Source organism: Propionivibrio pelophilus DSM 12018, from assembly GCF_059569095.1.
This window is the reverse complement of sequence record NZ_JCANUT010000039.1, coordinates 13,322-38,157: the sequence shown is the minus strand read 5'-3', so window position 1 is coordinate 38,157 and position 24,836 is coordinate 13,322. Positions and strand designations below refer to the sequence as shown.

The window sequence follows — 24,836 nt, the reverse complement described above, 5'->3', positions numbered from 1 at the left end:
AGAAGGTCTTCCTGATCCTCGACAACTTGCGTGTCCATCACAGCAAGCCGGTGAAAAAATGGGTGACCGAACACGCCGAGCAGATCGAACTGTTTTACCTGCCGAGCTACAGCCCGGAATTAAACCCCGAGGAACGATTGAATGCCGATCTCAAACAGGCGATGGGGTCAAAAGTCCCAGCCCGTACCAAAGCCAAACTCCGCTCCGCCGCGACCCAGCACATGACCGAACTTGAGCGTTCGCCTGAACGCATCAAGGCCTTCTTTCAGGACAAACAGGTTCGCTATGCCGCGTAAAAACTTATTCGGGCCTGATCAATAATATGCGCTTCCGCACTACGTGCGCGCCCGTATGTGGAACGCGAAACGGACTCATCCGGGCTGCTGATCATTGTCTTGACGACTTCGTGAAGTGGAATGCTCCGCTTTTCCGCCTCGGTCGCCATGGCGTTGCCAATATCAACAGCGGCTTGGGATGTCCGCCGAGCGACGGTGGCGATTTCTTCGGCCTCTGCAAGCGCAGAGTTTTCCAGTTTTCTTTGGCCGTCCGACGAAGACCAATCGCCCTGATTATTGATAGCGAGGGCGCCTTGCGGTAACGCCATGATTGCGGCTCTAAAGCGGATGTCCGATTGCCAGTCGACGATCAAGCATACCGGAGCATGACCCGGACACACGTTTCGCAAGTCCTTTGCGGCTTGCTGGACCTTGGCACATAGAACTTCGGGACTGACGGGATTCCCGCTCGGTGGAATCGACATGTCGGCGATGGTTGCATAGCGCCCTTCCTTGAGTCCAATGGGATCAAACGGGCGTTTCATACGTTTACTTGACTTGTATTGCCTGGACATCGTTTTCTCCGCGGAGGGGGTAATAGAGGATTGCCAGCGCGCACGCACCGACGAGAAACGCTTTCTGTGGAGATGCGCGAGTACGCGTTGTTTTGGTTGCCGTTGCGGACTTCGGAAAGAAGCGCAGGATAGCTCTCACGCCTCGTCTGAAATGTCGGGGAGGGAGCGTCCGCGCTCTTGCAAATCCTGCACTGCGAGCCCGACCAAGGATGTCGCTGTCAACGACGCTGCGCTCCGCGGGGCGTAACAGAAACTCAGTGGAAATGTCGTTGGCCGCCCAAATCCGTATCCAGGCGGTCAAGTCGAGTGCGTCTTGAGGATTGGCGAATGTCCACTCCTCTCCAGCCCTTTGCAGGGATTTTTCGATACGTGCGATGCTGGAACGTTCGGGTTGAATAGCTGACATTGCGACCGCGAGTTCCGTATTGAGTACATCGTCCAGGAAAACCTGCCGGTTAATGTCGTGGCGGGCAAGCAATGCGCTCCCAAGCCGTTGCGGCGCAGTGGCCACAGCTAACTCAAGATTCTGTACGTGTTCGAATGAGAGACCACTGACGGCGCGGGCGACTTCTTCTCTATCCCCTAACAGCCGCAAGCCGACATAAACGGCTCGCCGGGTATTCGTTGTGTGATCGCCGTCCTCTGCGGTTAAGGCGATGTGATCGCGACTGTCGTCAACAAGCGAGGCCAGAGGGACGATGGTCGTTCCTTGACCGAAGTCGTCCCACGCGAATCCCTCGGCGAGATCGGGTATATAACCGGGGTCACGGCTGCGGCGTTTTCGAATGGTGGCGGCCGGGACTCCGGTGACCGCCGCAATAAACACATCAGATGGCGGGTCCAGTTCGGTAAGCAAGCCGCGATAATGCTGCGTCCTTAACTGCTCCATGCCATGCCCGTAATTTTCCATCGACACTTGTGGCCAGCTTTGCCCCGCGTCGATGGCACATTCGATCAGGCCTTGGCGCAATGCCAACGTGTCGAGCGTTAAATGGGCGCCGGGGGACAGAAAAGAATGGATGCGTCGCGTGATGGCGTGATGCCGTAGATCATGAACGCATATCACAGGTGAACCCGTGGCACGCCACAGGGCATCCGTGATCAGTCGGTGGACGCGATTTGCCGTTTCGTTGGAGCGAGGATCATTGGCATCACCGAAAAGTGGCACATAGGGGTCATCCGGAAAGCGAGCGCGCCGAACATCGGCAAGCAGTTCGAGGTCCCGAACCAGATTCTGATTGGTCAACCGGAGAACTCGGACAGCATTCCTGGACTTCAGATTCGCGCCTGCTTCCTCGGTGATGGCCAAGTGGGGGCAGGGGACGGTTAGCGTCAGGTCGCACAACCGCAGATGCGCGACACTATCCCAACGGAGCGGAAGTTCAGCGAGAAGGAGAATGGCGATACTGGCCAGATGATAGTCGTCACCGAGGCGGCGCCGCTGCCCCTCAAAAAGGTTGATTGCAATTGTTACCTCGCGCGCAGATACGATTTCAGCATAGCTGAGGGAGGACGGCGGGGCCGCCGTCCGTCGAAAAACGTTGATATCGAGGCCCATCCAACGTAGCGCTGAGTTGATGGCTGTAATGTCCGGCGCGCTCCCGTCCATCCGCCCTTCCAGAGCAACCGCGATGAGCTGCTTCCATTCGATGTCGTCTGCGCCAGACTCGGCGATTGCATCGGCGGCCAGTCGAATGAAGCTGCGCGCCCCGCTCTCGTAGCGGAGCAAAGTATTCAGATTGGAAAGAGTTTTCGATAGCTCCAGCAAATAGCCGATCTCCATTCGCGTGTGGACGGTGTCACACCCGTCAGCGCGGATGCACTCCAGCGCGTCGCGAAGGACGTTGATCGCCGTCTCGTGCGACGCGCCTCCCTCGCGCTTGCTCTTTGCGAGCTGTATCGCTTCGGCCGTGGATCTGAGCGCGATTGAGCGGTGTACGCGTCGCTGGAGGTTGAATGTTGGAGGCTCCATGCGGCCGTGAATACCCCTTGCCACCGTTGCCGGGCGACTCGTTCTTGCAAACGTTTCGCCGCGCGCCCATGCGCTGACGGCCGCTGGAAAATTCATTACTACATAGGCTTCGGCGATAGCGACGATGTCCTTCGTGGACAAAGGAGGGACGTGCGAAGCGCTCCAATTTTTCACAGGCGCATCCAGATCGGTGAGCGCTATCGGCACGGCGTCATTTGCGGAGACTTTGCGTGCGAGCTGACGCGTGACGATAGACAGGTCAGTGCGGCGAATGCCATGTGACCGCGTGTTGCTGTCGACGAACACCCGGTCGGGGCTCTCAAAAACCGTACCGGTCGCTATCTGGGCAAGAACGCCAAGTAGCTCTGCCTCACAGATGACCCCATCCTCCAGAACGAGGCTCAATGCAACTCCGGCCCACCCCGGTGGTGGGGTGTTTTCGCGCCATAGGCTGAAGATTCGCGGGAAGCTCGCTGCCTGGGCCGCCGTCGACCGCGAAAGCGGGCAAGGTTCCTCGCTTGGGCCCCGGGGTGATGCGCTTTCCATCCATCCGGTATTGGTCTCGAGCAATTTCGGTACGTAGGGACGAGCGTTGTGAGGGACGGTAAGCCGTTTGTCTGTCCTTGGCGTGATTGTTGGAATGTGGGGCAGGTTGAGTCGATCCAGCCACCGATCGACCACTTGGGAGACGGGACGGAGGGCAATTGACGGAGTGGCGCCGCTCCACCGTCCAAAGAGTTCTTGGCCCGGGTTGCCTCGGCCGGCGTGCCCCATGATGGCGGCGCTGTCTATGTTTGCGTCGCGCGCCACTGCGTCTACCCAGTGCCGTCCTGCGTTTGAAGCGATGCCGTAACTCGCTAGGGTGGTGGCGAGTACTTGCGACCCGATCGGCACGGACGCGCCTTCGCTGTTCAGGGAAAAGAACAGTGGGTGCCAATCTTGCGAGCTCGACGTAGCCGCAGAGTTGATCAACGCCGCCTGCTCGCGGTCCGTTCTGCTAAGCCGGCAGGCAACCAGCCGGAGCCAATCTGCATACGTGCCCAGCCACTCAACGACATAAGCGGGTAGAGCGATGCACCGCCGCTCGTGATACGGCGAAATACGCTTGTCGGTGATCGCGGCAAGCCCCTGCACGAGGTTAACCTGTGTGCGTGTAACGGTTTCAATTTCGACTGGGCGTGATCCAGTCAGAAATTTGGTGAGGACGTAGATATCCTTGGCGATCGACGAATGCGTGGCGAACAGCTGTTGGATTCGGCAATGGTTGGGTAATGACGCAATTGCTGCGGCCGATTTGGTGGCGAGTTGGGTCAGTAACGCAGCCACCTGGTGTTCGTTCGGAAGATAAGGAGACCTTACGTCTCTTACGTTTTCTGTGGCCAAGTCACCGGCATAGCCGAGACCTCGATAGCACACTCGCAATATAGATTTAAGACGCTCGGCACGAATTGACAGGTAATTGAAGTTCGCCGTAGTGCCGAGGAGAAAGTCCACCCCTATCAAGGCGGCGTAGGCTTCATCTCGGCAGTGATAAAGCGAGTAGCGCCCGCGGGATCGCGCCAGTCGTGTCAGTGTTACGCGGTGCGAGCTGATTGAGATTGAGCGCAACATCGAACGTGTCGAACGCTGTAACTCGTCCATTGGGACGGAAAACAGCTGATCGTACGATTTGGCAGCGGGGAATTTTGAAAGACGCTTTTGGATTCGACGTGCAAACTCGTCGGGAAAAGGAATGATCACGGCGCGCGCATCGGCGGCTTCATCCTCGGCAGATCCCCCGATCACCTTCGTCAGATCCAGGCGAATGGCATTTCCTTCGGGGCAGATGGCGTACCCCCGGTTTCCGGGGAAGCTGAGCGGGAACCGGTGATATTGCGATGGCAGGATGCCGATATGGAAGGCTGTTTCCGCAGCGAACGCCTCGTCGTCGTTGTCGCCATTACAGAATGCCAGGATTTGCGGGAATGCCAGTTCGAGTTCGAAATGATGTAGTTCCCCTGACGTGACGAGGCCGGAAAATCTACGGCGGGTCGCGCTCGCTTGTTCGGCAAGACGATCGGAAAGGATGTCTCGCTCGACAGCTTGAATAGCCTCAGGCCCCTCTTTTCCGTCTTTGGCATGGCCATCACTGACGTTTCTTTTGGCAATCACGAGCGGCTCATGAACCGGCTCGCCGAATGGGTTACGCAGCTCGTTTTGAATGGCAAAGGCTATTTGGTTGATGAGTTTGATCGTCTCGGGGCGCAAATTTTTTGCCGATACCAACTGAGCCAGTGAGTACGGGGTTAGCGTGGCGGAGTCCAAGCCTGCCGGTAGCTTGCCATTAAGCCAGCGCGCAAGTTCTCTCGCCAGATCTGCGGTTAACTCTCCTTTTGTGCTCAGGATGACTAAGGTCAGGAGCGCGCGGATCGCCTGGAGAATGCGGACCTTGGAGAGCGGCAGTCCTTGTCCCAGCGGAGCAAGGTAGTCGCGAATAGGCAAGCGTGGGAGGTCGCGCAGGGCGATCAGATCGCGAGATTCGTCGGTTCCTCGTGATTTTGACAAGGGGCTTACGATCTCGCAGATGCGGCTTGCCCAGTCGGGTACGAAAACTTTCGGCGCGATAGATTTGAGCGAAGCCAGGTCGCGGCGTGTTGCAGCCGCGAGTGCGATCATTCCGATGCCAGATTCCGGGATACGGAACGCGTGGATCAGAGCATCGACAACTCGACAAATGCCTGGATCTGTTGCGCGATGCGGCAGATTGTCGGGAAAGGTTTCGTCTGAGCAAGCGCCACCCTCGCTGCAAAGCGATACTGTCGGCAGAGCTTCAATAGAGAATTCCATGACGCACTCCTAACCGCGGATAGAAAATCGAAAATCAAATGCGCTGAGCAAAGTCAGCCGTTCGGCAAGGCAAGATGAGCCCTTGCGACTATCTTTTTTTGGGCATCCGGATTAACCGGTGGACGACGCTTAGAATCGGTGATCGATTTGCACGTCTTTAAAGCGTACGTTATTGACTTGCGGCACAAACCGCGTACTATTTCAAAGCGTACACAGGAGGTTGCCATGCCACGAGTTGCGATCGAAACAAATAGTCGAGTTGCCCTCAGAATTTGCCCGGCCGATAAGGCCCGAGTGATGCGCGCGGCCGCCATCAAGAACACGGACCTCACCGACTTCATTGTGCGGAACGCTGTGCAAGCGGCAAACGAAGTCATTGATCAAGCCGAACGGCTCATGCTGTCGGAACGTGACAGCGAGCGCGTCCTGTCTTTGCTCGAGAACCCGCCGAAGCCGAACGCTAAGCTGCTGGCTGCCGCGAAAGCTTTGCCGGCGTAATGGCCATCCCCAGGTGGCGCGAGGAGCCAATTTCAAAAGAACACGACCGCCGGGGCTTCGACTGCCGGAACGCGGATCTCAATGAGTTCCTGAGAAGCTATGCGCGGCAGAGCCATGAGCGCGGCGCAGCGAAGACCTTTGTGGCGGTCGACGCTGGCAATGAAAAGCGAATCCTAGGCTATTACAGCCTGAGCCCGGCCTCGATTGATTACGCGAGTTCTCCTGAAGCCATTCGCAAAGGTCTTGGCCGTCATGACGTTGGCGCCTTCCGATTAGCTCGCCTAGCCACCAGCCTCGACGTGCAGGGCCAAGGGCTGGGTGGCCAACTGATTCTAGCTGCTGGAAGGCGTTGCTTGCGAGTGGCGGCCGAGGTGGGCGGCACGGTGATGTTGATCGACGCCAAGAATGAGCGCGCGGTGGCTTGGTATGAGAGTTTCGGATCCATGCGGCTGCTCGATGCATCACTATCGCTTGTGTTGCCGTTGCAGACAATCGAAATAGCGCTCAAGGCAAGCAATAAGCTCTGATTTTTGGGAACAGAACTATCTTTGATGCGGGGAAATTCTAGCCGGAAAATCTATGCCGTCCCCCCGATAATCCGGATACCCCTTTTTTAGGGATTGGGTGCTAGAGGCTGGCAGGTAACGCGCACGGGAAATTATGGGCGCACGATGCCTATCAGTCAGAGATTTGCTCTCTGTGGCTTAATAGATGAGCATTGATTCAATGCCACATCTGTGTCTTGGCTGATCTGTGTGCCCAGTTCAAGGTACTTGAATGAATTCCAGCATGAATCTGGAATTAGCGTGCAATTTCGGAGGCACATCTCCAACCTGATCTTACAAGTCCGCTTATCTTAAGCCAAATGAGATGAATTGCAAGCAGTCGTCACTAAGCTAAAAAAAAGAGATAGCCGACGATTGAAGATTTGTTTTAGATGCTGTGACAAATTGGCTATTTGCCGATTTGAATCGTGTTAAGATGTCACAAATCGAGTGACATAAAAACGCACTTAATTCAATTAAGTAGAGAAATTAATTGGACTTAACATCGTTTGGAACCACTAGATAGCTGTCAAAAACGACTATATTTTTAGCTTTCACACGGCGGGGACTGGTTCGATCCCAGTACTGCCCACCAGTAGAATCAATCAAAGATCAGTAGGTTATGTTCCTTCTGGTCTTTTTTTGTGTCTGCCGTTTGCCTCGTTGTCCGTTTCAGGACATGCTTCCCCTTGTGATTCCAGTCCGGCAACGCGTTGCGGTATCAGCTGGAAGGCGTCGCCCCGATGCGCTACGAAGCGCGCAAGCGACACGCTACCCTGTTCAGGGTCTGCGTGGGGTGACGCGTCGAACCGTTGGCGTCGAAAGTCGACGATGGAGCGCCGGAACAGGAGAAACGCCTGTAGCGATCGGGCGTCGATGGCGTGATAAGGTGCTGGCCAGGGGGGCGAGTCGTATAGCTACGCCGCCGGATAGTTCTGCTCGATCCCCCGGATCATGTTGAACAGTAGGTCATTGACCGGCGTCGCTATGCCGTGGCGTCGCCCCTGTTCGACGACCGCGCCGGCAAAAATCTCGATCTCGGTTTTACGCTGCGCCTCCACATCCTGGAACATCGATGTCTTTTTCTCCGGGGCCAGGCGATCGATGATCGGGAAAATCGCGTCAATATCCTGTTCGCTCAGTGCGATGCCGATTTTTCCGGCGATCTGGATCACTTCCCGGCAGGCCATGCGCACGCACTGGCGCGCTTCCGCGCATTTCTGAAAGGCTCCGTAGGGCGCTCGCATGACCGCCGAGGTCGGGTTCATGCCGACATTCAGCATGAATTTCCACCAAAGCTCACGCAGCATGTCGTTGGGGATGCGATAAGGAATGCCGGTGCGCTCGAACAGTTCGCGGACCGCGGCCACCCGTGGCGAGATCGTGGTGTTGCGCTTCTCGCCGAACACGATCGTGCCGAGTGTTCGATACTCGATATCGTCGCCCTTTCGCCCGGCGTCGGTTTCCACCACAAAGGAGTAGAGCGGCTGTGCAATCCCCAGTTCGCGGCTGATTACGTCCTCGCTATCGACACCGTTAAGCAGGGACAGAATGATCGTCTGCTCTCCGACAAAGGGCCGCACCTCGGCAATCGCCTGCTGCAGCTGATGCCACTTCACCCCGATCACGATCAGATCGGCGATGGGCGCGGCATCGCCCGGTGCCAGGAATGAGAGGGGAAGGCGGGTGCCGTTTACGGTGATCCCCCGTTCCTGGTAACGCTGCATCCGCTCGGGATCGGCAATGACCTTCACGTTCTCCACGGCGGCCGCGTGAAAACAACTCGCGTACATGCCGCCGAGGGCGCCCAATCCGCATAGATAGACGTTTTGCAAAGGTTTCATTTTCTCGATCCTTGCGGCTGGAGCAAGCCGGGAGAGCAGGGCTGGCGCATTTTCTTGCGGTGCAGATCCGGATGTTTTCTGCGCCGGGGAGGCGTCTCTTGTTGTGGCGGAAGCGGTGAGATTCGAACTCACGGAGACATTCCTGCCTCGGTGCTTTTCAAGAGCACTGCCTTAAACCGCTCGGCCACGCTTCCTTTTCCTGCTGTTTTCCGCCGGGTTGCGGAAATGATTTCCGCAAGTTGCGGAGATTTCAAAACAAAAACTAATAAAATCAATTGGTTATGAATCGTTGCAACGGCTTTCAAGACCGGTGCAATCGACCACTCTGCCACGCTTCCGTTGGTGGCCGCTCCTTTGGGGGGCTGCCGAGGCGCGCATCATAGCACGTTACATCCTGTTACTTCCGTCCTTGCAACTGGTAGGGGGCTTCTGTAGTCTTACGCCCGCATCAGTCTTAACTCTGGAGGACTTCTCAATGCAACCGCAATTTCAAGTGACAGGTCAGGCGACTTACGCGCGTTCCGTTCAGCAGAACAAGGTGCTGCGCAACACCTATCTGTTGCTCGCCTTGTCCATGCTTCCGACGATCGCCGGTGCGATGCTCGGCGTGCGCATGGGCTTTTCGTTGTTCGCCGGCAGCCCGATGATGTCCTTGCTGCTGTTCATGGGCATCGCGTTCGGGTTCATGTGGGGGATCGAGCGGACGAAGAATTCCGGGATGGGGGTCGTTCTCCTGCTCGGTTTCACCTTCTTCATGGGGCTCATGCTCTCGCGAATCCTGCTCGTCGCCCTGAGCTTTTCCAACGGCCCGGCGCTGATTGCGACCGCGGCGGGTGGTACGGGGGCAATCTTCTTCGTGTTGGCCGGCATTGCGACGGTTACCAAGCGTGATTTCAGCTTCATGGGCAAGCTGCTGTTCATCGGGCTGATTGTGATCCTGCTCGCCTCTCTGGCGAATATCTTCTTCCAGATTCCGGCGTTGTCGCTCACCGTATCCGCGGTTGCCGTGCTGCTCTTCTCCGGCTACATCCTGTACGACGTGAGCCGGATCGTTAATGGCGGCGAGGACAACTACATCTCGGCGACCCTCGCCATCTACCTGGATGTTTACAACCTGTTCGTTCATCTGTTGCATCTGCTGATGGCGCTCAGCGGCGAAAGGGAATAAGCGCGGCGATTTCCGGTTGTGCAAGGGAGGGCAGCTTCGGCTGCCCTTTTCGTTTTTTGATTGGCAATGAGCCTCAAATTCCGAATTCCGTAGTTCCTGCCACTTCCTGTCCGTTTCTCGCCCGCTTTACGCCCGTTTCCCGCCTCCTGGGCCCATAATCCCGGCTTGCCCGACCAAGAATAGAAAAATGCTCGACGACATCAAGAAAACCTCTGGGCGGCGGCCGACAAGCTGCGCGCCAACATGGAAGCCGCCGAATACAAGCACCTCGTCCTCGGCCCGATCTTCCTCAAGTACGTTTTCTGCATCTACACGACCAACGCTATCGAGTCGGTCAATATGAGCCTGCGCAAGCTGACCAAGAACCGCGGCTCGTTCCCGAGCGATGAGGCGCTGATGAAATTGTTCGACCTGGCGCTGCGCAATATCAGTCAGAAATGGACGATGCCGATCCGCGATTGGAAGCCAGCGCTCAATCGCTTTACCATCCAGTTCGAGGAACGCTTTCCTCAGCTGTAACCAAAACCCCATTTCCACAAAAATTCGGACACGCTCCGAACTCGGCCTTCGAGACGAAGGACCTGCTCAAGGGGCCGGCCTATCAATGGGATGGGATCCGCAAAACCTGGCATCGCACCGTGACCGGCACGGAGGCGATCACCGGGGAAGTCGCGTGGTTAAGGGAATCGATTTACGGCGGCCGCAACGTCAAACTGGAATTCGAGGTTCGCGATGCGCTGTTGCGCTATTCGCGGCGGCCTGGGAAGAAATTCGTCAAGGAAATTTGAGGTCACACACGCATGTCCCTCGACAATCAGATTGAACCTCCGCCGTCCTTCATGGCGATGTACCTCACTCCGGGCCGGGATCGACCGAACGCACCGCAGGCAGTGATTCTTGCCCGTTACGAACTCTGTGAGGATATGGCCACAGCTTTGACGGAGCAGGCGCCGACCATCGCCTTCGACAAAAACTATACCGAGGACGAGGTGCTGGCACGATGCCACCAAGGACTGCTCGCCGGCGAAACGGCCTTTAGTCCCCGGGAAGCCGCGTGGGTGGTGTTACGTTTGTCCGAACGGCTGGGCTGGGGAGCGCCGGACTGGCTAATCGCCGCGTTCGCGGGCCAATGACAGGATACCGGTCAATTTTTCGGCCCGCGGCAGAGCTTTGATCCACAGTTCCGCCTTCAACGCCTCGGATCGGGTGCCAATCAGTACCGAGGCGAGCAGACGTCGCGGCGGATGCGCCCGGGTGTAGCGAGCGCCTTTTCCACTGAGATGCTCGGCAAGGCGTCGATCAACGTCGGTGCTGATACCCGTGTAGAGCGAACCATCCTCGCACTCGAGTAGATAGAGATACCAGAGGGAGATCAGAGACATTCCGACGTCACACCGAAATTGAGCAGCAGTTGAATTTAGGGAAACGCCGAATAAGCCACTGCGAAACTTGGTGGCGCGTCAAAATTGAGCCGAAATGGTGAAAGAAATCGATTTTTCATCGTATAAGTCACCGGTTTTTGGCATGGATGCGGGGGATCTTCGCGTATCCAGCTCATGCCGGACGCACCTCTCCTGTCAGAGGTCGGCCCCATTTGTTGAGATTGATCATCGCCAGCATGGCGAAGGCCCGGTTGGCATTCTTGGCGAGGCCGCGATAGCGCACCTTGGCAAAGCTCCAGAGACGTTTGAGCGTCAGGAAGGGATGCTCGATCTTGGAACGAATACTGGACTTGCGCCGGTTCGTTGCTTTGTCGGCCGCGGTCAGCTGACGGTTCTTGCAGGCCCGCTTGTTGGTGAAGTCTTTCGCCTTCGGCGCCAGTGCTCTGAGCTGTTCCCGCTGCGCCTTGCCCCGGTAGGCGCTGTCGCCATAGAGCTGTTTTCAGCGGTGAGAATTGAAATTGCGTACGGGTGCTCTGTGCCGCGGGCATGCCGCGCTTTACGGCGCCGCTGACAGCAGTCGCCCTTCGGCGAAAAACAGGTCGAGGTTGTCGATGACGCGCCGGGCCATGGCGAGACGTGTCTCTTCGGTGGCGCTGGCGATGTGCGGCAGCAGGACGACGTTGTCGAGGGCGGTCAACGCCTCGGGAACGAACGGCTCGTTTTCGAAGACGTCGAGTCCGGCGCCGGCGATGCGCATTTCGGTTAGAGCACGGATCAGCGCCTGCTCGTCGACCACCGAGCCGCGGGAAACGTTGATCAGGAAACTGCGCGGACCCAGCGCGTCGAGAACATTGGCGTCGATCAGGTGACGCGTGCCTGGTCCGCCGGCGGTGATGACCACCAGGAAGTCCGCCCAGCGTGCCAGATCCAGCAGCGATGGCTCGTAGCCCCAGGCCGCGTCGGGGACCTGGTGACGCGCGTGGTAGCGGATGTCCATGTCGAAGCCGCTGGCCCGGCGGGCGATGGTCTTGCCGATACGCCCGAGGCCGACGATGCCGAGCCGCGCGCCGCTGACCTTGCGTCCGAGGTGGAAGCTGTTCGGGCCGCGTTCTGCCCACTTGCCGGAACGTACGTAGCGGTCGGCTTCCGGTGTGGCCCGGGCGATGTCGAGGAGCAGCGCGAAGGCCGTGTCGGCAACGCAGTCGTTGAGAATGTCCGGGGTGTAGCCGACCGGGATGTTGCGTGCGCGGGCGTCGGGCATGGCGATCTTGTCGACCCCCACACCGAAGCAGGAAATGATCTGCAGATTCGGCATCGCCGCGATCTGCTCCGCCGAGATGCCTTGGAGGGCCGAGGTGGCCACGCCGACGAATTCGCCGCCATGCTCGGCGAGGAAGGCGGCGGGGTCGGCGGCCTCTTCGAGGCGGGTGACGGCATACTGTTCACGCAACCCGTCCTCGAGGGCGGGGAGCAGGTTGCCGATTTGCAGGATGCGACGTTTTTCCATGGTGTGGGTGCTCCGGTCAGCGATGCAGGTAATCGGTGTTGAGTTCGGCGAGGCGGTTGATTCCCAGCAGCCCCATGTCGGCGCGGATTTCCTCGCGCAGCAGCTTGATCGCATGGGCCACGCCCGCCTCGCCGGCGATGGAGGCCGCGTAGTTGAACGGGCGTCCGACGAAGACGAAATGCGCGCCGAGCGCCAGCGCCTTGAGGATGTCGGTGCCGCGGCGGAAGCCGCTGTCGATCATCACGGTTTGCCTGCCAGCCGCCTCGACGATCGCCGGCAGCGCACGCATGGGCGACAGTGAGCCGTCGAGCTGGCGGCCGCCGTGGTTGGAAACGATCAGGCCGTCGATGCCGATCTCGCCGGCGCGCCGCGCGTCGTCCGGATGCAGGATGCCTTTGAGTACCAGCGTTCCCTTCCAGCGTTGGCGCATGCGCCGGATGGTCTCCCAGTCGAGGTACTCGCGCCCGCTGAAATCGCGTTCGACATTCTTCGCGATCAGCGACGTACCGCGTTCTGCCGTGTTGTTCTCGAAGTGCGGCATGCCGTGCTGAACGATGGTGCGGAGGAACGTCCCGATCGACCAGCGCGGGTGGGTGATGCCGTCCCACAACAGGCGCAGATTCGGTTCGAGCGGCGTCTTGAAGCGGTTGCGGACGTTGTTTTCGCGGTTGGGAACCACGGCCGAATCGACCGTCACGACCAGCACGTCGATGCCGGCGCGCGCCACGCGGTCGACGAGGGCCTCGACCGCCGCCTCGTGGCGTGGCACGTAGAGCTGGAACCACGTGCCCGGCGCCTGTTCGACGACTTCTTCCATGCGGATCAGCGCCGAACTGCTGAGCACCATCGGAATGCCGGCCTTTTGCGCGGCGCAGGCCTGCGCCAGGTCGCCGCGATAGCCGGTCAGCGAGCAGATGCCCATCGGCGCGATGCCGAAGGGCGCGGCGTAGCGGGTGCCGAACAGGTCGACCGACTGGTCGCGGGCCGAGACGTCGACCAGGACGCGCGGGCGGAAGAGGATTTCCTCGAACACCCGGCGATTGTCCCGCAGGCTCAGGTTGTTTTCGGTGGCGCCTTCCACGTAGCCGAACAGGGGGCGGGGCAGCTTGCGGCGGGCGGCTTTTTCGAAGTCGTCGAGGCTCAGGTAGGCGTTCAGCGATCGTGACATGTCGTTCAGTGTTCTGGTTTTGTCATCGGACGTACGATGACATAGCGAGGGTGAAAAATAAAGTGGTTTGACCGATTGTTCGATTCAGCGCGAACTTTTGTCGGCGAAGCCACTCGGAATCGCATCGCCTCGATTCTTCGTCGGTTTGCATGTCGCCATTTCGTCCTGATAACGATCCCGTTTCTTCGCCGTGCGTCAATCGGTGCTGTCTCGATGAACGCACGGGCGTGTGTTGCGGTTGCCGTCGCACGCTCGACGAAATTTTGGCCTGGGGAACCGCGTCGGATTCACAAAAGAGGATGATCCTCGATGAAATCAAGCGGCGGGAACGGGGTATATGAGCGAGACAATGACGACAGAGCCGTTCTATGTGTGTGCCGGCATCTGCCGCGTGAATCCCGAGACCAACCGTTGCATCGGCTGTGGCCGGCCATGGGAGATGCCGGCGTCGCCGGCTACTGAGTCCCTTGCCGATGCGTCCTCTGTCGCTGACGCTGCCGACTAAGCTGCCTGCATCACTGGTTGCCCGAAGGACACCAGGGAAGGTCCGACTCGCCATCATCTCGCGTCCCACCTGACAATCTGGGATAATGCGCGCTTCCCGTTGTTTTCAAGCAGATTTTCTCCGTTTCTGCTCTTTCCCAGGTAGACCATGGCCGACATCCTCTTCTTGCGCGGGGCTCCCGCTTTCTCCGTTTTCCGGCTGCAGGGCTTGCAGCAACGCATCCAGGGCGTCGTGCCCGGGGCGAGCATCGTAAGCGCCGAATACTGGCACTTCGCCAGCCTGAAGCAGGCACTGGGCGATACGGAACGCAAGCAGCTGGCGGCCTTGCTGGAGGAGCAGGCAGCCGAGTCGGTCACTAAGGGGGAACTATTCCTGGTGACGCCGCGCATCGGCACGATTTCGCCGTGGTCGTCGAAGGCGACCGACATTGCGCTGAACAGCGGCCTGGCGGCGATCGACCGGATCGAGCGCGGCATCGCCTTCCGCATCGAGGGCGTCGGCGAAGCGCAGCGTGCAGCCGTCGCCGCCTTGCTGCATGACCGGATGATCGAAGCGGTGCTCGCCAGCTTCGAGCAGACCGCCGAGCTGTTCCGCCACTTCCCGCCGAAGCCGATGACGACCGTAGACCTGCTGGCCGGCGGGCGCGAGGCCCTGGTCGAGGCCAACACCCGTCTCGGACTGGCGCTGTCGGAAGACGAGATCGACTACCTCGTCGACCTGTTCGTGGTGAAGACCGGCCGCAACCCGACCGACGTCGAACTGATGATGTTCGCGCAGGCCAACTCCGAACACTGCCGGCACAAGATCTTCAATGCCTCGTGGATCATCGACGGCGAGCAGAAGAAGGAAACGCTGTTCGGCATGATCCGCGAAACGCATGCCGCGCATCCCGAAGGCAACGTCGTCGTCTATTCGGACAACTCCTCCGTCTTCGAGGGCACCGAGGTCGATCGCTTCTACCCAGGCGCCGACGGCAGCTACGCCTACCACAAGGAACTGACGCACATCCTCGCCAAGGTCGAGACGCACAACCATCCGACCGCGATCTCGCCGTTCCCCGGCGCCGCCACCGGTTCCGGCGGCGAAATCCGCGACGAAGGCGCGACCGGGCGCGGCTCCAAGCCGAAGGCCGGCCTCTGCGGCTTCTCGGTGTCCAACCTCTACCTGCCCGACGCACAGCAGCCGTGGGAAGCCGAAATGGCCAGCTACGGCCGTCCGTCGCGGATTTCCTCGGCGCTGGAGATCATGCTCGAAGGGCCGATTGGCGCGGCGGCGTTCAACAACGAATTCGGCCGCCCCAACCTGGCCGGCTACTTCCGTACCTACGAGCAGCGCGTGGGCGAGGGTGACGAGGCGATGGTGCGCGGCTATCACAAGCCGATCATGGTCGCCGGCGGCGTCGGCAACATCAACGACAAGCAGTCGTTCAAGTCCGAGACCTTCCCGGCCGGCACGCTGTTGATCCAGCTCGGCGGCCCCGGCATGCTGATCGGCCTCGGCGGTGGCGCGGCCAGCTCGATGAGCACCGGCACCAACGCCGAAGACCTCGATTTCGCCTCGGTGCAGCGTGGCAACCCCGAAATGCAACGGCGCGCGCAGGAGGTCATCGACCGCTGCTGGCAACTCGGTTCGCCGGCGCAGGACATCGCCGCGCCGGGTGACGGCAACCCGATCCTGTCGATCCACGACGTCGGCGCCGGCGGTATTTCCAACGCGCTGCCCGAACTGGCGCATGGCGCGGGCTGCGGCGCGCACTTCGAATTGCGCGACGTGAAGATCGAGGAGCCCGGCATGTCGCCGGCCGAGATCTGGAGCAACGAGTCGCAGGAACGCTACGTGCTGGCCATCCCGCCCAGCCGCCTGCCCGAGTTCCAGGCGATGTGCGAACGCGAGCGCTGCCCGTTCGCCGTGGTTGGCGTGGCCACCGACGACAACCGGCTGGTCGTTGCCGACCGGCATTTCGGCGACAAGCCGGTCGACATGGACATGGACGCGCTGCTCGGCAAGCCGCCGCGCATGACCCGCGACGTGACGCGTCTGCCGACCGTCGCCGAGCCGTTCGATCCGGCCTCGGTCGACGTCAAGGACGCCGCCTATCGCGTGCTGCGCCTGCCGGCCGTGGCCGACAAGACCTTCCTGATCTCGATCGGCGACCGTTCGGTCGGCGGCATGACCGCGCGCGACCAGATGGTCGGTCCGTGGCAGGTGCCCGTGGCCGACGTGGCCGTGACCACCATGGGCTTCCACACACTGCGCGGCGAAGCCTTCGCCATGGGCGAGCGGACGCCGGTGGCGATCCTCGACGCGCCGGCTTCGGGCCGCATGGCGCTCGGCGAAGCGTTGACCAACATCGCCGCCGCGCGCATCGCCAAGCTCGGCGACGTCAAGCTCTCGGCCAACTGGATGGCCCCGGCCGGCGTGCCGGGCGAGGATGCGCGCCTGTTCGACACCGTGCGTGCTGTCTCCGACCTCTGCCAGCAGATCGGCGTGTCGATCCCCGTCGGCAAGGATTCGCTGTCGATGCGCACCGCCTGGGAAGACGGCGGCGAGAAGAAGCAGGTTGTCGCGCCGCTGTCGCTGGTCGTCAGTTCGTTCGCTCCGGTACAGAACGCCTGGCAGACGCTGACGCCGCAACTGCGCCTCGACGAAGGCGATACCGATCTGCTGTTGATCGATCTGGGCGGCGGCAAGAACCGGCTCGGCGGCTCGGCGTTGGCGCAGGTGTTCAACGCTACCGGCGTCGAGGTGCCGGACGTCGATGCGCCGGAGAAGCTGGCGGCGTTTTTCACGACCATGCAGAAGCTTGCCAGCGACGATCTGCTGCTTGCCTACCACGACCGCTCGGACGGCGGCCTGTTCGCCGCGCTGGCCGAGATGGCCTTCGCCTCGCGCTGCGGCCTGTCGATCGATCTCAACGAATTGTGCGACGGTTCCAAGGCCGGCGTGCTGCGCGCACTGTTTGCCGAAGAACTCGGAGCGGTCATCCAGACTCGCCGGTCGGTGCGCAATACGGTGCTGTCGACCTTGCAGATGGCCGGTCTCAGCGTCGAGGTCATCGGCTCGCCGGACAAGGGTGGCGAATTGCATATTCACTACAAGACCGAGACCGTGCTCCGCGAGCAGCGCACCGACCTGCATCGCGCCTGGTCGGAAACCAGCTACCGGATGCAATCGCTGCGTGACAACCCGGCGTGCGCGCAGCAGGAGTACGACCGCATTCTCGATACCGCCGACAAGGGCTTGTCGGTCGCGCTGACCTACGATCCGGCGGAGGACATCGTCGCGCCGTTCATTGCGACAGGCGCGCGTCCGAAGATGGCCATCCTGCGCGAGCAGGGTGTCAACAGCCAGATCGAGATGGCCGCGGCGTTCGACCGCGCCGGCTTCGCCTCGGTCGACGTGCACATGAGCGACATCCTTTCCGGGCGCGTCTCGTTGGCCGACTTCAAGGGGGCCGTGGCCTGCGGCGGTTTCTCCTACGGCGACGTGCTCGGCGCCGGCAAGGGCTGGGCGCGCACGATCCTGTTCAATCCGCGGGCGCGTGACCAGTTCTCCGCCTTCTTCGGCCGCAACGACACCTTTGCCCTGGGCGTCTGCAACGGCTGCCAGATGATGAGCGCGCTGAAGGAACTGATCCCCGGCGCTGATGCCTGGCCGCGTTTCGAGCGCAACCGCGTCGAGCAGTTCGAGGCGCGCTTCACGATGGTCGAATTGCCTGAATCGCCGTCGCTGTTCTTCGCCGGCATGGGCGGCAGCCGCATGCCGATCGTCGTCTCGCACGGCGAAGGGCGTGCCGAGTTCGATTCGGCCGAGCAGCAGGCCAAGGTGCTGGTGGCCATGCGCTATCTCGACAACGCCGGGAACGGTGGCAATGCGACCGAGGTCTACCCCTATAACCCGAACGGCTCACCGGCGGGGATCACCGGCGTGACCACGGCGGACGGGCGCTTCTCGATCATGATGCCGCACCCGGAGCGGGTCTTCCGCACGGTGCAGATGTCCTGGCACCCGGACGATCTCGGCGAGGATTCGCCGTGGATGCGCATGTTCCGCAATGCGCGGAAGTGGGTCGGATAGTATTCACGCACGTCAATGCGAACGGGCGCTTCGGCGCCCGTGTCGTTTTACGGCCGCCGGAGCGCGGAAATTGCTCCGGGCGACTACGCTATACTCGGCCGCACCGGGCACGCCCCGATGATGCCCGGATCAACGAACGAGAGGGTTTCCATCCGATGACGAACAAACGATTTGCCGGTAGCGTTTTCATGCTGCTTGCGCTGTATTCGATGAGCGGCAGCGCCGCGACGATGGCGCCGAAAATGCTGGGGTTCGACGACAACTCCTGCGTGGCCTGGCAGGCGTCGAAGGAAGATACGGAGCGGCGCGACAGCTACGTTGCCTGGGCGCGTGGCTTCCTGAGCGGGCACAACTACGCGAACCCGAAGCAACAGGTTTCGGACGTGTCGCGCAGCACGGTGGAGCAGTTTATCGAGCGCTTTTGTCGCGAGAACCCCAAGGGGCAATTCACCGATGCGGCCTATCGCATGAGCGATCGCTATTCCGGACGCGGCGCCCCGATTGGTAAATGAACAGGCTGAGGTGACGCTGTATTGATGGCTTTTGAACAACTTCTGGCCCGCCCGGCCGATGGTCTCGATGTGGTGGATCCAGTCGCTTTCCTCGTCACCCTCGTAGACGCGATCCGTCCGCGCCGTGCCGACGATGTGCAAGCGGCACGGAACAACCTGCTCGCGGTGTGCGAAGCGCTGCATGAAAAGCCGGAACTCGCGGGTGTCGTGCGCGAGGCGGTGATCGCCGTCATCAGCCGGTACCGGCATACGGACATCTACACGTCGATCGGGATTCACCCCAATACCGGCTTTTTCACCGAACTGTTCCGCCGACTCGGCCACAAGATCCTGCCCGAGGAACTGGGCGACGACCTGTTGCGCTCGGTCATGCGCAGGGTGTTCCGCAAGCCCTCCGACGCCGAGTGGGTTGTCGGCGTGGGGGAAGATGCCTGGCTGCAATTCTTTTCTGCGTTGCGTTTCGAGGCGCAGAACACCGATCAGGCCATGCCGCAAGCGATCGTCGACATGCTGCGCGCGTTGCGCGTGCTGTCCTACTGGATTGCGGCGGCCGGCATGGAGCCGGAACTGTTGCGTCTGGAGCCGGCGCTGGAGACCTACGAATCGCCGTTCGTCACCCAGAACGAGGAACTGCTCGCCTACATCCAGGCCTGCCCGCTGGCCTGGCGCAAACCCGAATCGCTGACCAGCGACGACAAGCACCTGCTCGTCCTGCTCGATCAGTGCGTCGGCATGATCGAGCGCATGCGCAAGCGCGCCGCGCGCGAGGGTACGAGTATCCGCCTGACGTACCACCTGCAGCGCCTGAAGCAGCTGATCGCGCGCTGCGAACACGTGCTGGAGATCCTCGACCGGCTGATGCATCACCCGGACGGCGAGACGGCCATGCCGTCGATCGTCGGCCTGTTCATGCATCTCGTCGAGGAAGAGTGCCGTCGCGACGATCTCCGCCAGCACTGGCGACACAACACCGAGTTGATCGCGCTGCGCATCACCGAGCATGTCGGCCACGACGGCGAGCACTACATCACCGAGACGCAGAGGGAGTATCTCGAACTGGCCTGGGCCGCTGCCGTCGGTGGGCTGGTCATCGGCGTCATGGCCTGCGTCAAGCTGCTCCTCGGCAAGCTCCACATGGCGCCGCTGGTCGAGGCGCTGGCGTATTGCCTCAACTATGGCGTGGGCTTCTGCGTCATCCACGTGCTGCACGGCACGGTGGCGACCAAGCAGCCAGCGATGATGGCCAACTCCATCGCCGGAACGATCAGCCAGAGCGGTGGGCGGGTGAGCGACCTGGAGGCGCTGACCGCGCTGATCGCCCGTACCGTGCGCAGCCAGATCGTGGCGATTTTCGGCAACATAGCGATTGCCGTTCCGGTTGCTGCCGGCCTTTCCTGGGGATTTCAGCGCCTCATGGCCGTGCCGCTGGCCGGGCCGGAAAAGGCCGCCTATCTGCTCGGCGAGCAAAGCCTGATTCACAGCGGCGCGATTTTCTATGGCGCGTTGTGCGGCGTCTGCCTGTTCCTTGCCGGGCTGATCAGCGGCTATTTCGACAACTACGCGGTGTATGACCGCATTTCTCCGCGCCTGCGGCAGTTGCGCTGGCTGCGCTTTCTGCTCGGTGAGCGGCGGCTGGCCCGCGCCGCCGACTACGTGGGGGGCAACCTCGGCGCCCTGGCTGGCAACCTCGTCTTCGGTTTCCTGCTCGGCGGGGCGACCGTCTTCGGCACGCTGTGGGGGGTGCCGGTGGATACCCGCCATGTCGCCTTTTCGTCCGCGTTCATCGGCGTGGCGCTCGTCGGGACCGGCGGCGCGCCGGATTCCGCGTTGCTGTTGTGGGCGGTGCTCGGCGTCGCGGCGATCGGGTTCTTCAACCTCGTCGTCAGTTTCGTCCTGGCGCTCAACGTCGCCCTGCGCGCCCGCCAGGTCTTCGACATGGACTGGCGCAAGCTCGTCCGGGCCGTTCTGGGCCATCTGTTCCGCCGGCCGGGCGATTTTCTGTTGCCTCCGGCAAGATAGGCTGGCTCCGCTATTCCAGTGATTCGCCCGGCCAATGTGCGTATTTGCCACGTTGGACGACGGAAGAGGATGTCCCGGCTTAACAGACTTTGACTTGCTGTCTGTGGGCGGGTAATACTGCGGACAACCCGTGATCTCCCGGTTTCCAGAATGAAGAAGACGTTGTCGGAGATGTCCCTGCGGACGCTCGTAGTCACGATTGTCGGTCTGTTCGCCGCCATCTCGCTCGGGTTTGCGGTGGCGGAATATCGGGAAAGCCGCGCGGTTTTCCGTAACGCTGTGCTGATGGGCGAGCGGAACCGCGTCGCGGACATCTGTCTGGCAACTGTCAACAGCTTCATCGGCGAGCGTGGATGCGCTCTGGTGGGCTTGCTCGGGCAGGAGCCGATCTCGCCGGTTCATCAGGATTTCATCAATCAGCGCCGGCCCGTGGTCGATAAGCTCATCGGGGAAGTTCTCACCGGTCTGCCGCAAGGAAGTCGCGGACGAATGGAGGAGATCGGGCGGTTGTGGGGTGAGGTGCAGCGACTGCGTCCCCGAGTCGACGAAGCCGTCGTCCAGTCCCTCGCCGCGCGAAACCGCGCGCTGGCAGGCGAGTGGATGGCCGCCGCCAATAACCTGACGACCAGCCTGCTTGGGCTGATGTACGACCTGACCGATTATCCTGCCATCGAGGATGCCGGCTTCCAGCACCTGAATGACCTGCGCGTGACGTCGATCCTGTTCCGCACCCTGATCGGGGCGGAGTCGAGCATCTTTGGCGCGAACACACTTTCCGGTAGCGCGTTCGCAGCGTCCGAAATGGCGACCGTGCGCCTGATGCGCGCCCAGTCGATGATGCTCTGGGAAAAGCTGGAGACCGGACTGCGGGGCTTTGGTGATCAGGGTTCCCTGATGGCGATCGACAAGCTGCGCGCCGGCTTGTTCGACGAGTTGCGGCCGCGGCAGGATGCGATCCTCAAGGCTGCCGAGAACGGCGTCTTCCTGACCGAAGACCAGGGCGATTCACGCCGCTATGTCGTGCTGGCGATGCTGGTGATCGGCGCTACTGGCGAATTGACGCACAGCATCAACACGCTGGCCGATCGCTATACGCGTGAACGCTTCGACGAGGCAAGAGCGAAGGAGCGGCTGGCGTGGACCGGTATTGTGGCGACGCTCGTGCTGTCAGGACTGGCCTTTCTCGTCTTCATTCGCCGCTTTGCACGTCCTTTGCAGGCGATCCAGCGCCGGATTGGCAGCCTCGTTCGCAAACAGTCGGGAATCGCTGCGGGGAGGCAGGCCGAAGGAGATGAATTCCAGCGCATCGATTTCGCGCTGGGTTTGCTCGACGAGGCGGTGGAAGCCCGTCTGCAAAGCGATGCGGCATTGCACGAACACGAGCGGATCAGCGCTTCGATCCTCGCGGCGCTTCCCCAGGCGATCATCGCCGCCGACAGCGACGGGGTGATCACGATGTTCAGCCCCGGCGCGGAGGCCATGCTCGGCTATTCTGCCGAAGAAATGATCGGCAAGCAGAATACCCTGCTGTTCCACGACCGGGATGAGGTTGTCGCCCGGGCGGCGCAACTGACCGAGGAGCTGGGCTTTCCGGTCGAGCCGGGATTCCAGGCGTTTGTCGCCAAGGCGCGGGTGACCGGCCGTCCTGACGAGCGGGAATGGAACTATGTGCGCAAGAACGGTTCGCGGCTGACCGTCCTGCTGTCGATCACCGTGTTTACCGATGCGCAGGGTAAATCCTACGGCTGCGGGGTGGCGACCGACATCACCCGCCGTTCGCAGGTCGCCGCCGAGATCTCGCGTCTGGCGAACTACGACCCGCTCACCCAGCTCCCCAACCGGCGCCTGTTCCAGGACCGGATCCGCATGGCGATCAGCCAGGCCCGGCGCGAGAACACCTGCCTGGCACTGATGATGATCGACCTCGACCGTTTCAAGCCGGTGAATGACCGCTACGGGCATTCGGTGGGTGACCTGTTGCTCAAGGCGGTCGCTGAGCGGATCCAGAAATGTCTGCGCGAGTCGGATACCCTGGCCCGCGTGGGCGGTGACGAATTCGTGGTGATCCTGCCGATGGTCAGCGGCCGGGAAAACGCGGTGAATGTAGCGGAAAAGATCCGTCTGTCGCTCTGTGCGCCGGTCGATCTGCAGGGGAACGTCACCGTGAGCATCGACTGCAGTATCGGTATCGCGATGTATCCCGAGCACGGACATAACGAGGAAATCCTGCTGAAGAACGCTGATAACGCGATGTACGTCGCCAAGGCGCAGGGGCGTGCGCAGGTACACGTAGCCGGCGGCGAAGGACACGATGGGGTGCGCCTCCTGGCCGAGCACTGCCCGCCACAGCCGATTTCCAACCTCGTCTGGCGGCGGGCGTACGAGTGTGGCGATCCCTCGATCGACCGGGAGCACAAGGAACTGTTCAGCCATGGCAACACCCTGATCCGCGCTGTCTCGAACGGCCGGATTCCGCCGGACAGGTTGCCCGAAATGCTCGATGAACTGATCGATTCGGTGATGAGCCATTTTCGCAACGAGGAATTCGTCCTCGCCCGCTATGGCTATACGGAAATTGAAGGCCACGCGCAAAAGCACCAGAAACTGATCGAGCGGGCGCTCGAATTGCGCAGCATGGCCGTTGCTGGCGAACTGGCCCTCGGCGACGTGGTATCGTTCGTGACCCGCGATATCGTCGCCGAGCACATGCTGATCGACGATCACGACTATTTCCCGCTGTTGCGGAAGAACTACAGCTACAGGCACGACGCCCACTAATGACGAATACTGCAACACCGCCAGTGCTGCTTGCCTGGCAGGAAGAGAACACCTCGCACTCGGCGCAGTGGCGTTCGGAGGCGGGAGTGCCGCCGCCGCGCCGCGTCGTGGCGGTCGACGACACCCTGACAGCCGACGCCGCCTACCGGCTGGCCTGCGAGGGAACGGCGCTGCTGTGGCGGGGCGACTTCCAGAATGCCCGCCAGCTTTTGCAGGCCATGGCCCGTCGTGCCGACAAGAAGGCACGTTCCGGCGGCAAGCCGTCGCCTGAGTACCCGGAAGCCTTTCACCGCAAGCGCATGGCGCAGGCGCAACGGTCCCGGCTGCTCGGGATGCTGCTGATTCCGTTCGATGCCGGGCACGTCATTCCGCTGCGACGGGCGCCGGATGTGCGCGAAGCATGCGCCTCGGTCTATGGGCCGGCGGACGCCCCGTACGTGACTTCCTTGCGCGAACTGCTCGGCCTGGTCGGGGCTTGGGAGTGGCGCAAAAAGGGTGTGTCAGTCCCTGCGCTGGGCGGGCGCATCCATCCGCAATACGGGGTGTTCTCGCCCGTGCGTGGCGAATACGTGGTGCTGGTCGCCGACGCGCCGTTGCCGGCAGCCCTGGCGACCAACAGCCTGGCGTTCGATATCGGTACCGGCACCGGCGTGCTGGCTGCCGTTCTGGCGAAGCGCGGCATCCAGCGCGTGGTGGCGACCGATATGGATGCGCGCGCGCTGGCCTGTGCCCGCGAGAACGTCGAACGGCTCGGCTTTGCTGCTCAAGTGGAAGTGCAGCAGGCCGACCTGTTTCCGGCCGGGCAGGCGCCGCTGGTCGTCTGCAACCCGCCGTGGGTACGCGGCAAGCCGAGTTCGGCGCTCGAATACGCCGTCTATGACCCCGACAGCCGCATGCTTCGCAGCTTCCTTGTCGGCCTGGCCGCGCATCTCGAACCCGGCGGCGAGGGCTGGCTGATCCTCTCCGATCTGGCCGAACACCTGAAGCTGCGCTCGCGCGAGACCTTGCTGGCTTGGATCGAACAGGCCGGATTGAAAGTTCTGGGCCGTCTCGATGTGCGGCCGACGCATGCAAAGGCATTCGATCCCGACGATCCGCTGCACGCGGCGCGGGCGGCCGAGGTGACTTCACTTTGGCGCCTGGGTCGCGCCTGAACGCAATGGCGGCGACAGCCCCGGTTCGCAG

The 24,836-nt window shown here is 61.3% G+C and carries 20 protein-coding genes, 1 tRNA gene and 1 pseudogene; 14 read left to right on the top strand and 8 right to left on the bottom strand.

Annotated features, from left to right (window positions below; translation table 11 throughout):
• The coding region (locus BO74_RS14790) for a transposase (protein WP_496442688.1) at positions 1–296 on the top strand (296 nt) is incomplete at its 5' end.
• Here the strand turns inward: BO74_RS14790 and BO74_RS14785 are convergent.
• Both BO74_RS14785 and BO74_RS14780 read right to left on the bottom strand, forming a co-directional pair.
• Positions 284–850: a hypothetical protein gene (locus tag BO74_RS14785; protein WP_496443149.1), complete on the bottom strand. Its 567-nt coding sequence runs from the start codon at positions 848–850 to the stop codon at positions 284–286. The two genes, BO74_RS14790 and BO74_RS14785, sit on opposite strands and share 13 nt — an antisense overlap.
• A complete protein-coding gene (locus BO74_RS14780; RefSeq protein WP_496443148.1) occupies positions 825–5,648 on the bottom strand; it encodes a hypothetical protein in 4,824 nt (1,607 codons plus the stop codon). Before BO74_RS14780 ends, BO74_RS14785 begins: the two co-directional genes overlap by 26 nt.
• A gap of 225 nt (positions 5,649–5,873) precedes the next feature.
• On the opposite strand from BO74_RS14780, the gene BO74_RS14775 reads away from it, so the two are divergent.
• Together BO74_RS14775 and BO74_RS14770 are read left to right on the top strand one after the other, a co-directional pair.
• A complete protein-coding gene (locus BO74_RS14775; protein ID WP_496443147.1) occupies positions 5,874–6,146 on the top strand; it encodes a type II toxin-antitoxin system TacA family antitoxin in 273 nt (90 codons plus the stop codon).
• Positions 6,146–6,673 (top strand): GNAT family N-acetyltransferase, encoded by a 528-nt coding sequence (locus tag BO74_RS14770; RefSeq protein WP_496443146.1) that lies wholly within the window; start codon positions 6,146–6,148, stop codon positions 6,671–6,673. The genes BO74_RS14775 and BO74_RS14770 overlap by 1 nt, the downstream gene beginning before the upstream one ends.
• A 935-nt stretch (positions 6,674–7,608) precedes the next feature.
• Here BO74_RS14770 and BO74_RS14765 read toward each other — a convergent pair.
• Both BO74_RS14765 and BO74_RS14760 read right to left on the bottom strand, forming a co-directional pair.
• Entirely contained in the window at positions 7,609–8,535 is a 927-nt protein-coding gene (locus BO74_RS14765; protein WP_496443145.1) for a ketopantoate reductase family protein, read from the bottom strand.
• 104 nt (positions 8,536–8,639) lie between these two features.
• Positions 8,640–8,729: transfer RNA gene (locus tag BO74_RS14760), tRNA-Ser, on the bottom strand.
• 281 nt (positions 8,730–9,010) lie between these two features.
• Here BO74_RS14760 and BO74_RS14755 point away from each other — a divergent pair.
• The 4 genes from BO74_RS14755 (at position 9,011) to BO74_RS14740 (ending at position 10,836) form a co-directional block, all read left to right on the top strand.
• A complete protein-coding gene (locus BO74_RS14755; protein WP_496443144.1) occupies positions 9,011–9,703 on the top strand; it encodes a Bax inhibitor-1/YccA family protein in 693 nt (230 codons plus the stop codon).
• A gap of 243 nt (positions 9,704–9,946) precedes the next feature.
• Positions 9,947–10,222, top strand: coding sequence for a transposase (locus BO74_RS14750; protein WP_496443143.1), 276 nt, complete (start codon positions 9,947–9,949; stop codon positions 10,220–10,222).
• Positions 10,141–10,491: a hypothetical protein gene (locus tag BO74_RS14745; RefSeq protein ID WP_496443142.1), complete on the top strand. Its 351-nt coding sequence runs from the start codon at positions 10,141–10,143 to the stop codon at positions 10,489–10,491. Before BO74_RS14750 ends, BO74_RS14745 begins: the two co-directional genes overlap by 82 nt.
• Before the next feature lie 12 nt (positions 10,492–10,503).
• Positions 10,504–10,836, top strand: coding sequence for a hypothetical protein (locus tag BO74_RS14740; RefSeq protein ID WP_496443141.1), 333 nt, complete (start codon positions 10,504–10,506; stop codon positions 10,834–10,836).
• On the opposite strand, the gene BO74_RS14735 is transcribed toward BO74_RS14740, so the two are convergent.
• From BO74_RS14735 to BO74_RS14720, 4 genes and pseudogenes are all read right to left on the bottom strand, one after another.
• Positions 10,810–11,085, bottom strand: coding sequence for a GIY-YIG nuclease family protein (locus BO74_RS14735; RefSeq protein ID WP_496443140.1), 276 nt, complete (start codon positions 11,083–11,085; stop codon positions 10,810–10,812). The genes BO74_RS14740 and BO74_RS14735 overlap by 27 nt on opposite strands.
• 172 nt (positions 11,086–11,257) lie before the next feature.
• Positions 11,258–11,581 (bottom strand): annotated as a pseudogene (locus BO74_RS14730) (transposase); the annotation flags it as partial.
• A gap of 60 nt (positions 11,582–11,641) precedes the next feature.
• On the bottom strand, positions 11,642–12,592 hold the full coding sequence (locus tag BO74_RS14725; protein ID WP_496443139.1) for a 2-hydroxyacid dehydrogenase: 951 nt from the start codon (positions 12,590–12,592) through the stop codon (positions 11,642–11,644).
• Positions 12,593–12,608: 16 nt separating this feature from the next.
• Positions 12,609–13,760, bottom strand: a complete 1,152-nt coding sequence (locus BO74_RS14720) for an alpha-hydroxy acid oxidase (protein WP_496443138.1) — start codon at positions 13,758–13,760, stop codon at positions 12,609–12,611.
• Positions 13,761–13,909: 149 nt separating this feature from the next.
• On the opposite strand from BO74_RS14720, the gene BO74_RS14715 reads away from it, so the two are divergent.
• The 7 genes from BO74_RS14715 (at position 13,910) to BO74_RS14685 (ending at position 24,805) form a co-directional block, all read left to right on the top strand.
• A complete protein-coding gene (locus tag BO74_RS14715) occupies positions 13,910–14,101 on the top strand; it encodes a DUF1289 domain-containing protein (RefSeq protein ID WP_496443137.1) in 192 nt (63 codons plus the stop codon).
• Positions 14,098–14,265 carry a hypothetical protein gene (locus BO74_RS14710; RefSeq protein ID WP_496443136.1) on the top strand — a complete coding sequence of 56 codons (168 nt, stop codon included), beginning with the start codon at positions 14,098–14,100 and terminating at the stop codon, positions 14,263–14,265. The genes BO74_RS14715 and BO74_RS14710 overlap by 4 nt, the downstream gene beginning before the upstream one ends.
• Positions 14,266–14,412: 147 nt before the next feature.
• Entirely contained in the window at positions 14,413–18,342 is a 3,930-nt protein-coding gene (gene purL / locus BO74_RS14705; protein WP_496443135.1) for a phosphoribosylformylglycinamidine synthase, read from the top strand.
• A gap of 188 nt (positions 18,343–18,530) precedes the next feature.
• A complete protein-coding gene (locus tag BO74_RS14700) occupies positions 18,531–18,854 on the top strand; it encodes a hypothetical protein (protein ID WP_496443134.1) in 324 nt (107 codons plus the stop codon).
• A 24-nt stretch (positions 18,855–18,878) separates the two neighbouring features.
• Positions 18,879–20,873, top strand: a complete 1,995-nt coding sequence (locus tag BO74_RS14695; RefSeq protein WP_496443133.1) for a site-specific recombinase — start codon at positions 18,879–18,881, stop codon at positions 20,871–20,873.
• Positions 20,874–21,023: 150 nt separating this feature from the next.
• On the top strand, positions 21,024–23,651 hold the full coding sequence (locus BO74_RS14690) for a diguanylate cyclase domain-containing protein (RefSeq protein ID WP_496443132.1): 2,628 nt from the start codon (positions 21,024–21,026) through the stop codon (positions 23,649–23,651).
• Positions 23,651–24,805: a methyltransferase gene (locus BO74_RS14685; RefSeq protein ID WP_496443131.1), complete on the top strand. Its 1,155-nt coding sequence runs from the start codon at positions 23,651–23,653 to the stop codon at positions 24,803–24,805. Before BO74_RS14690 ends, BO74_RS14685 begins: the two co-directional genes overlap by 1 nt.
• Positions 24,806–24,836 lie beyond the last annotated feature (31 nt).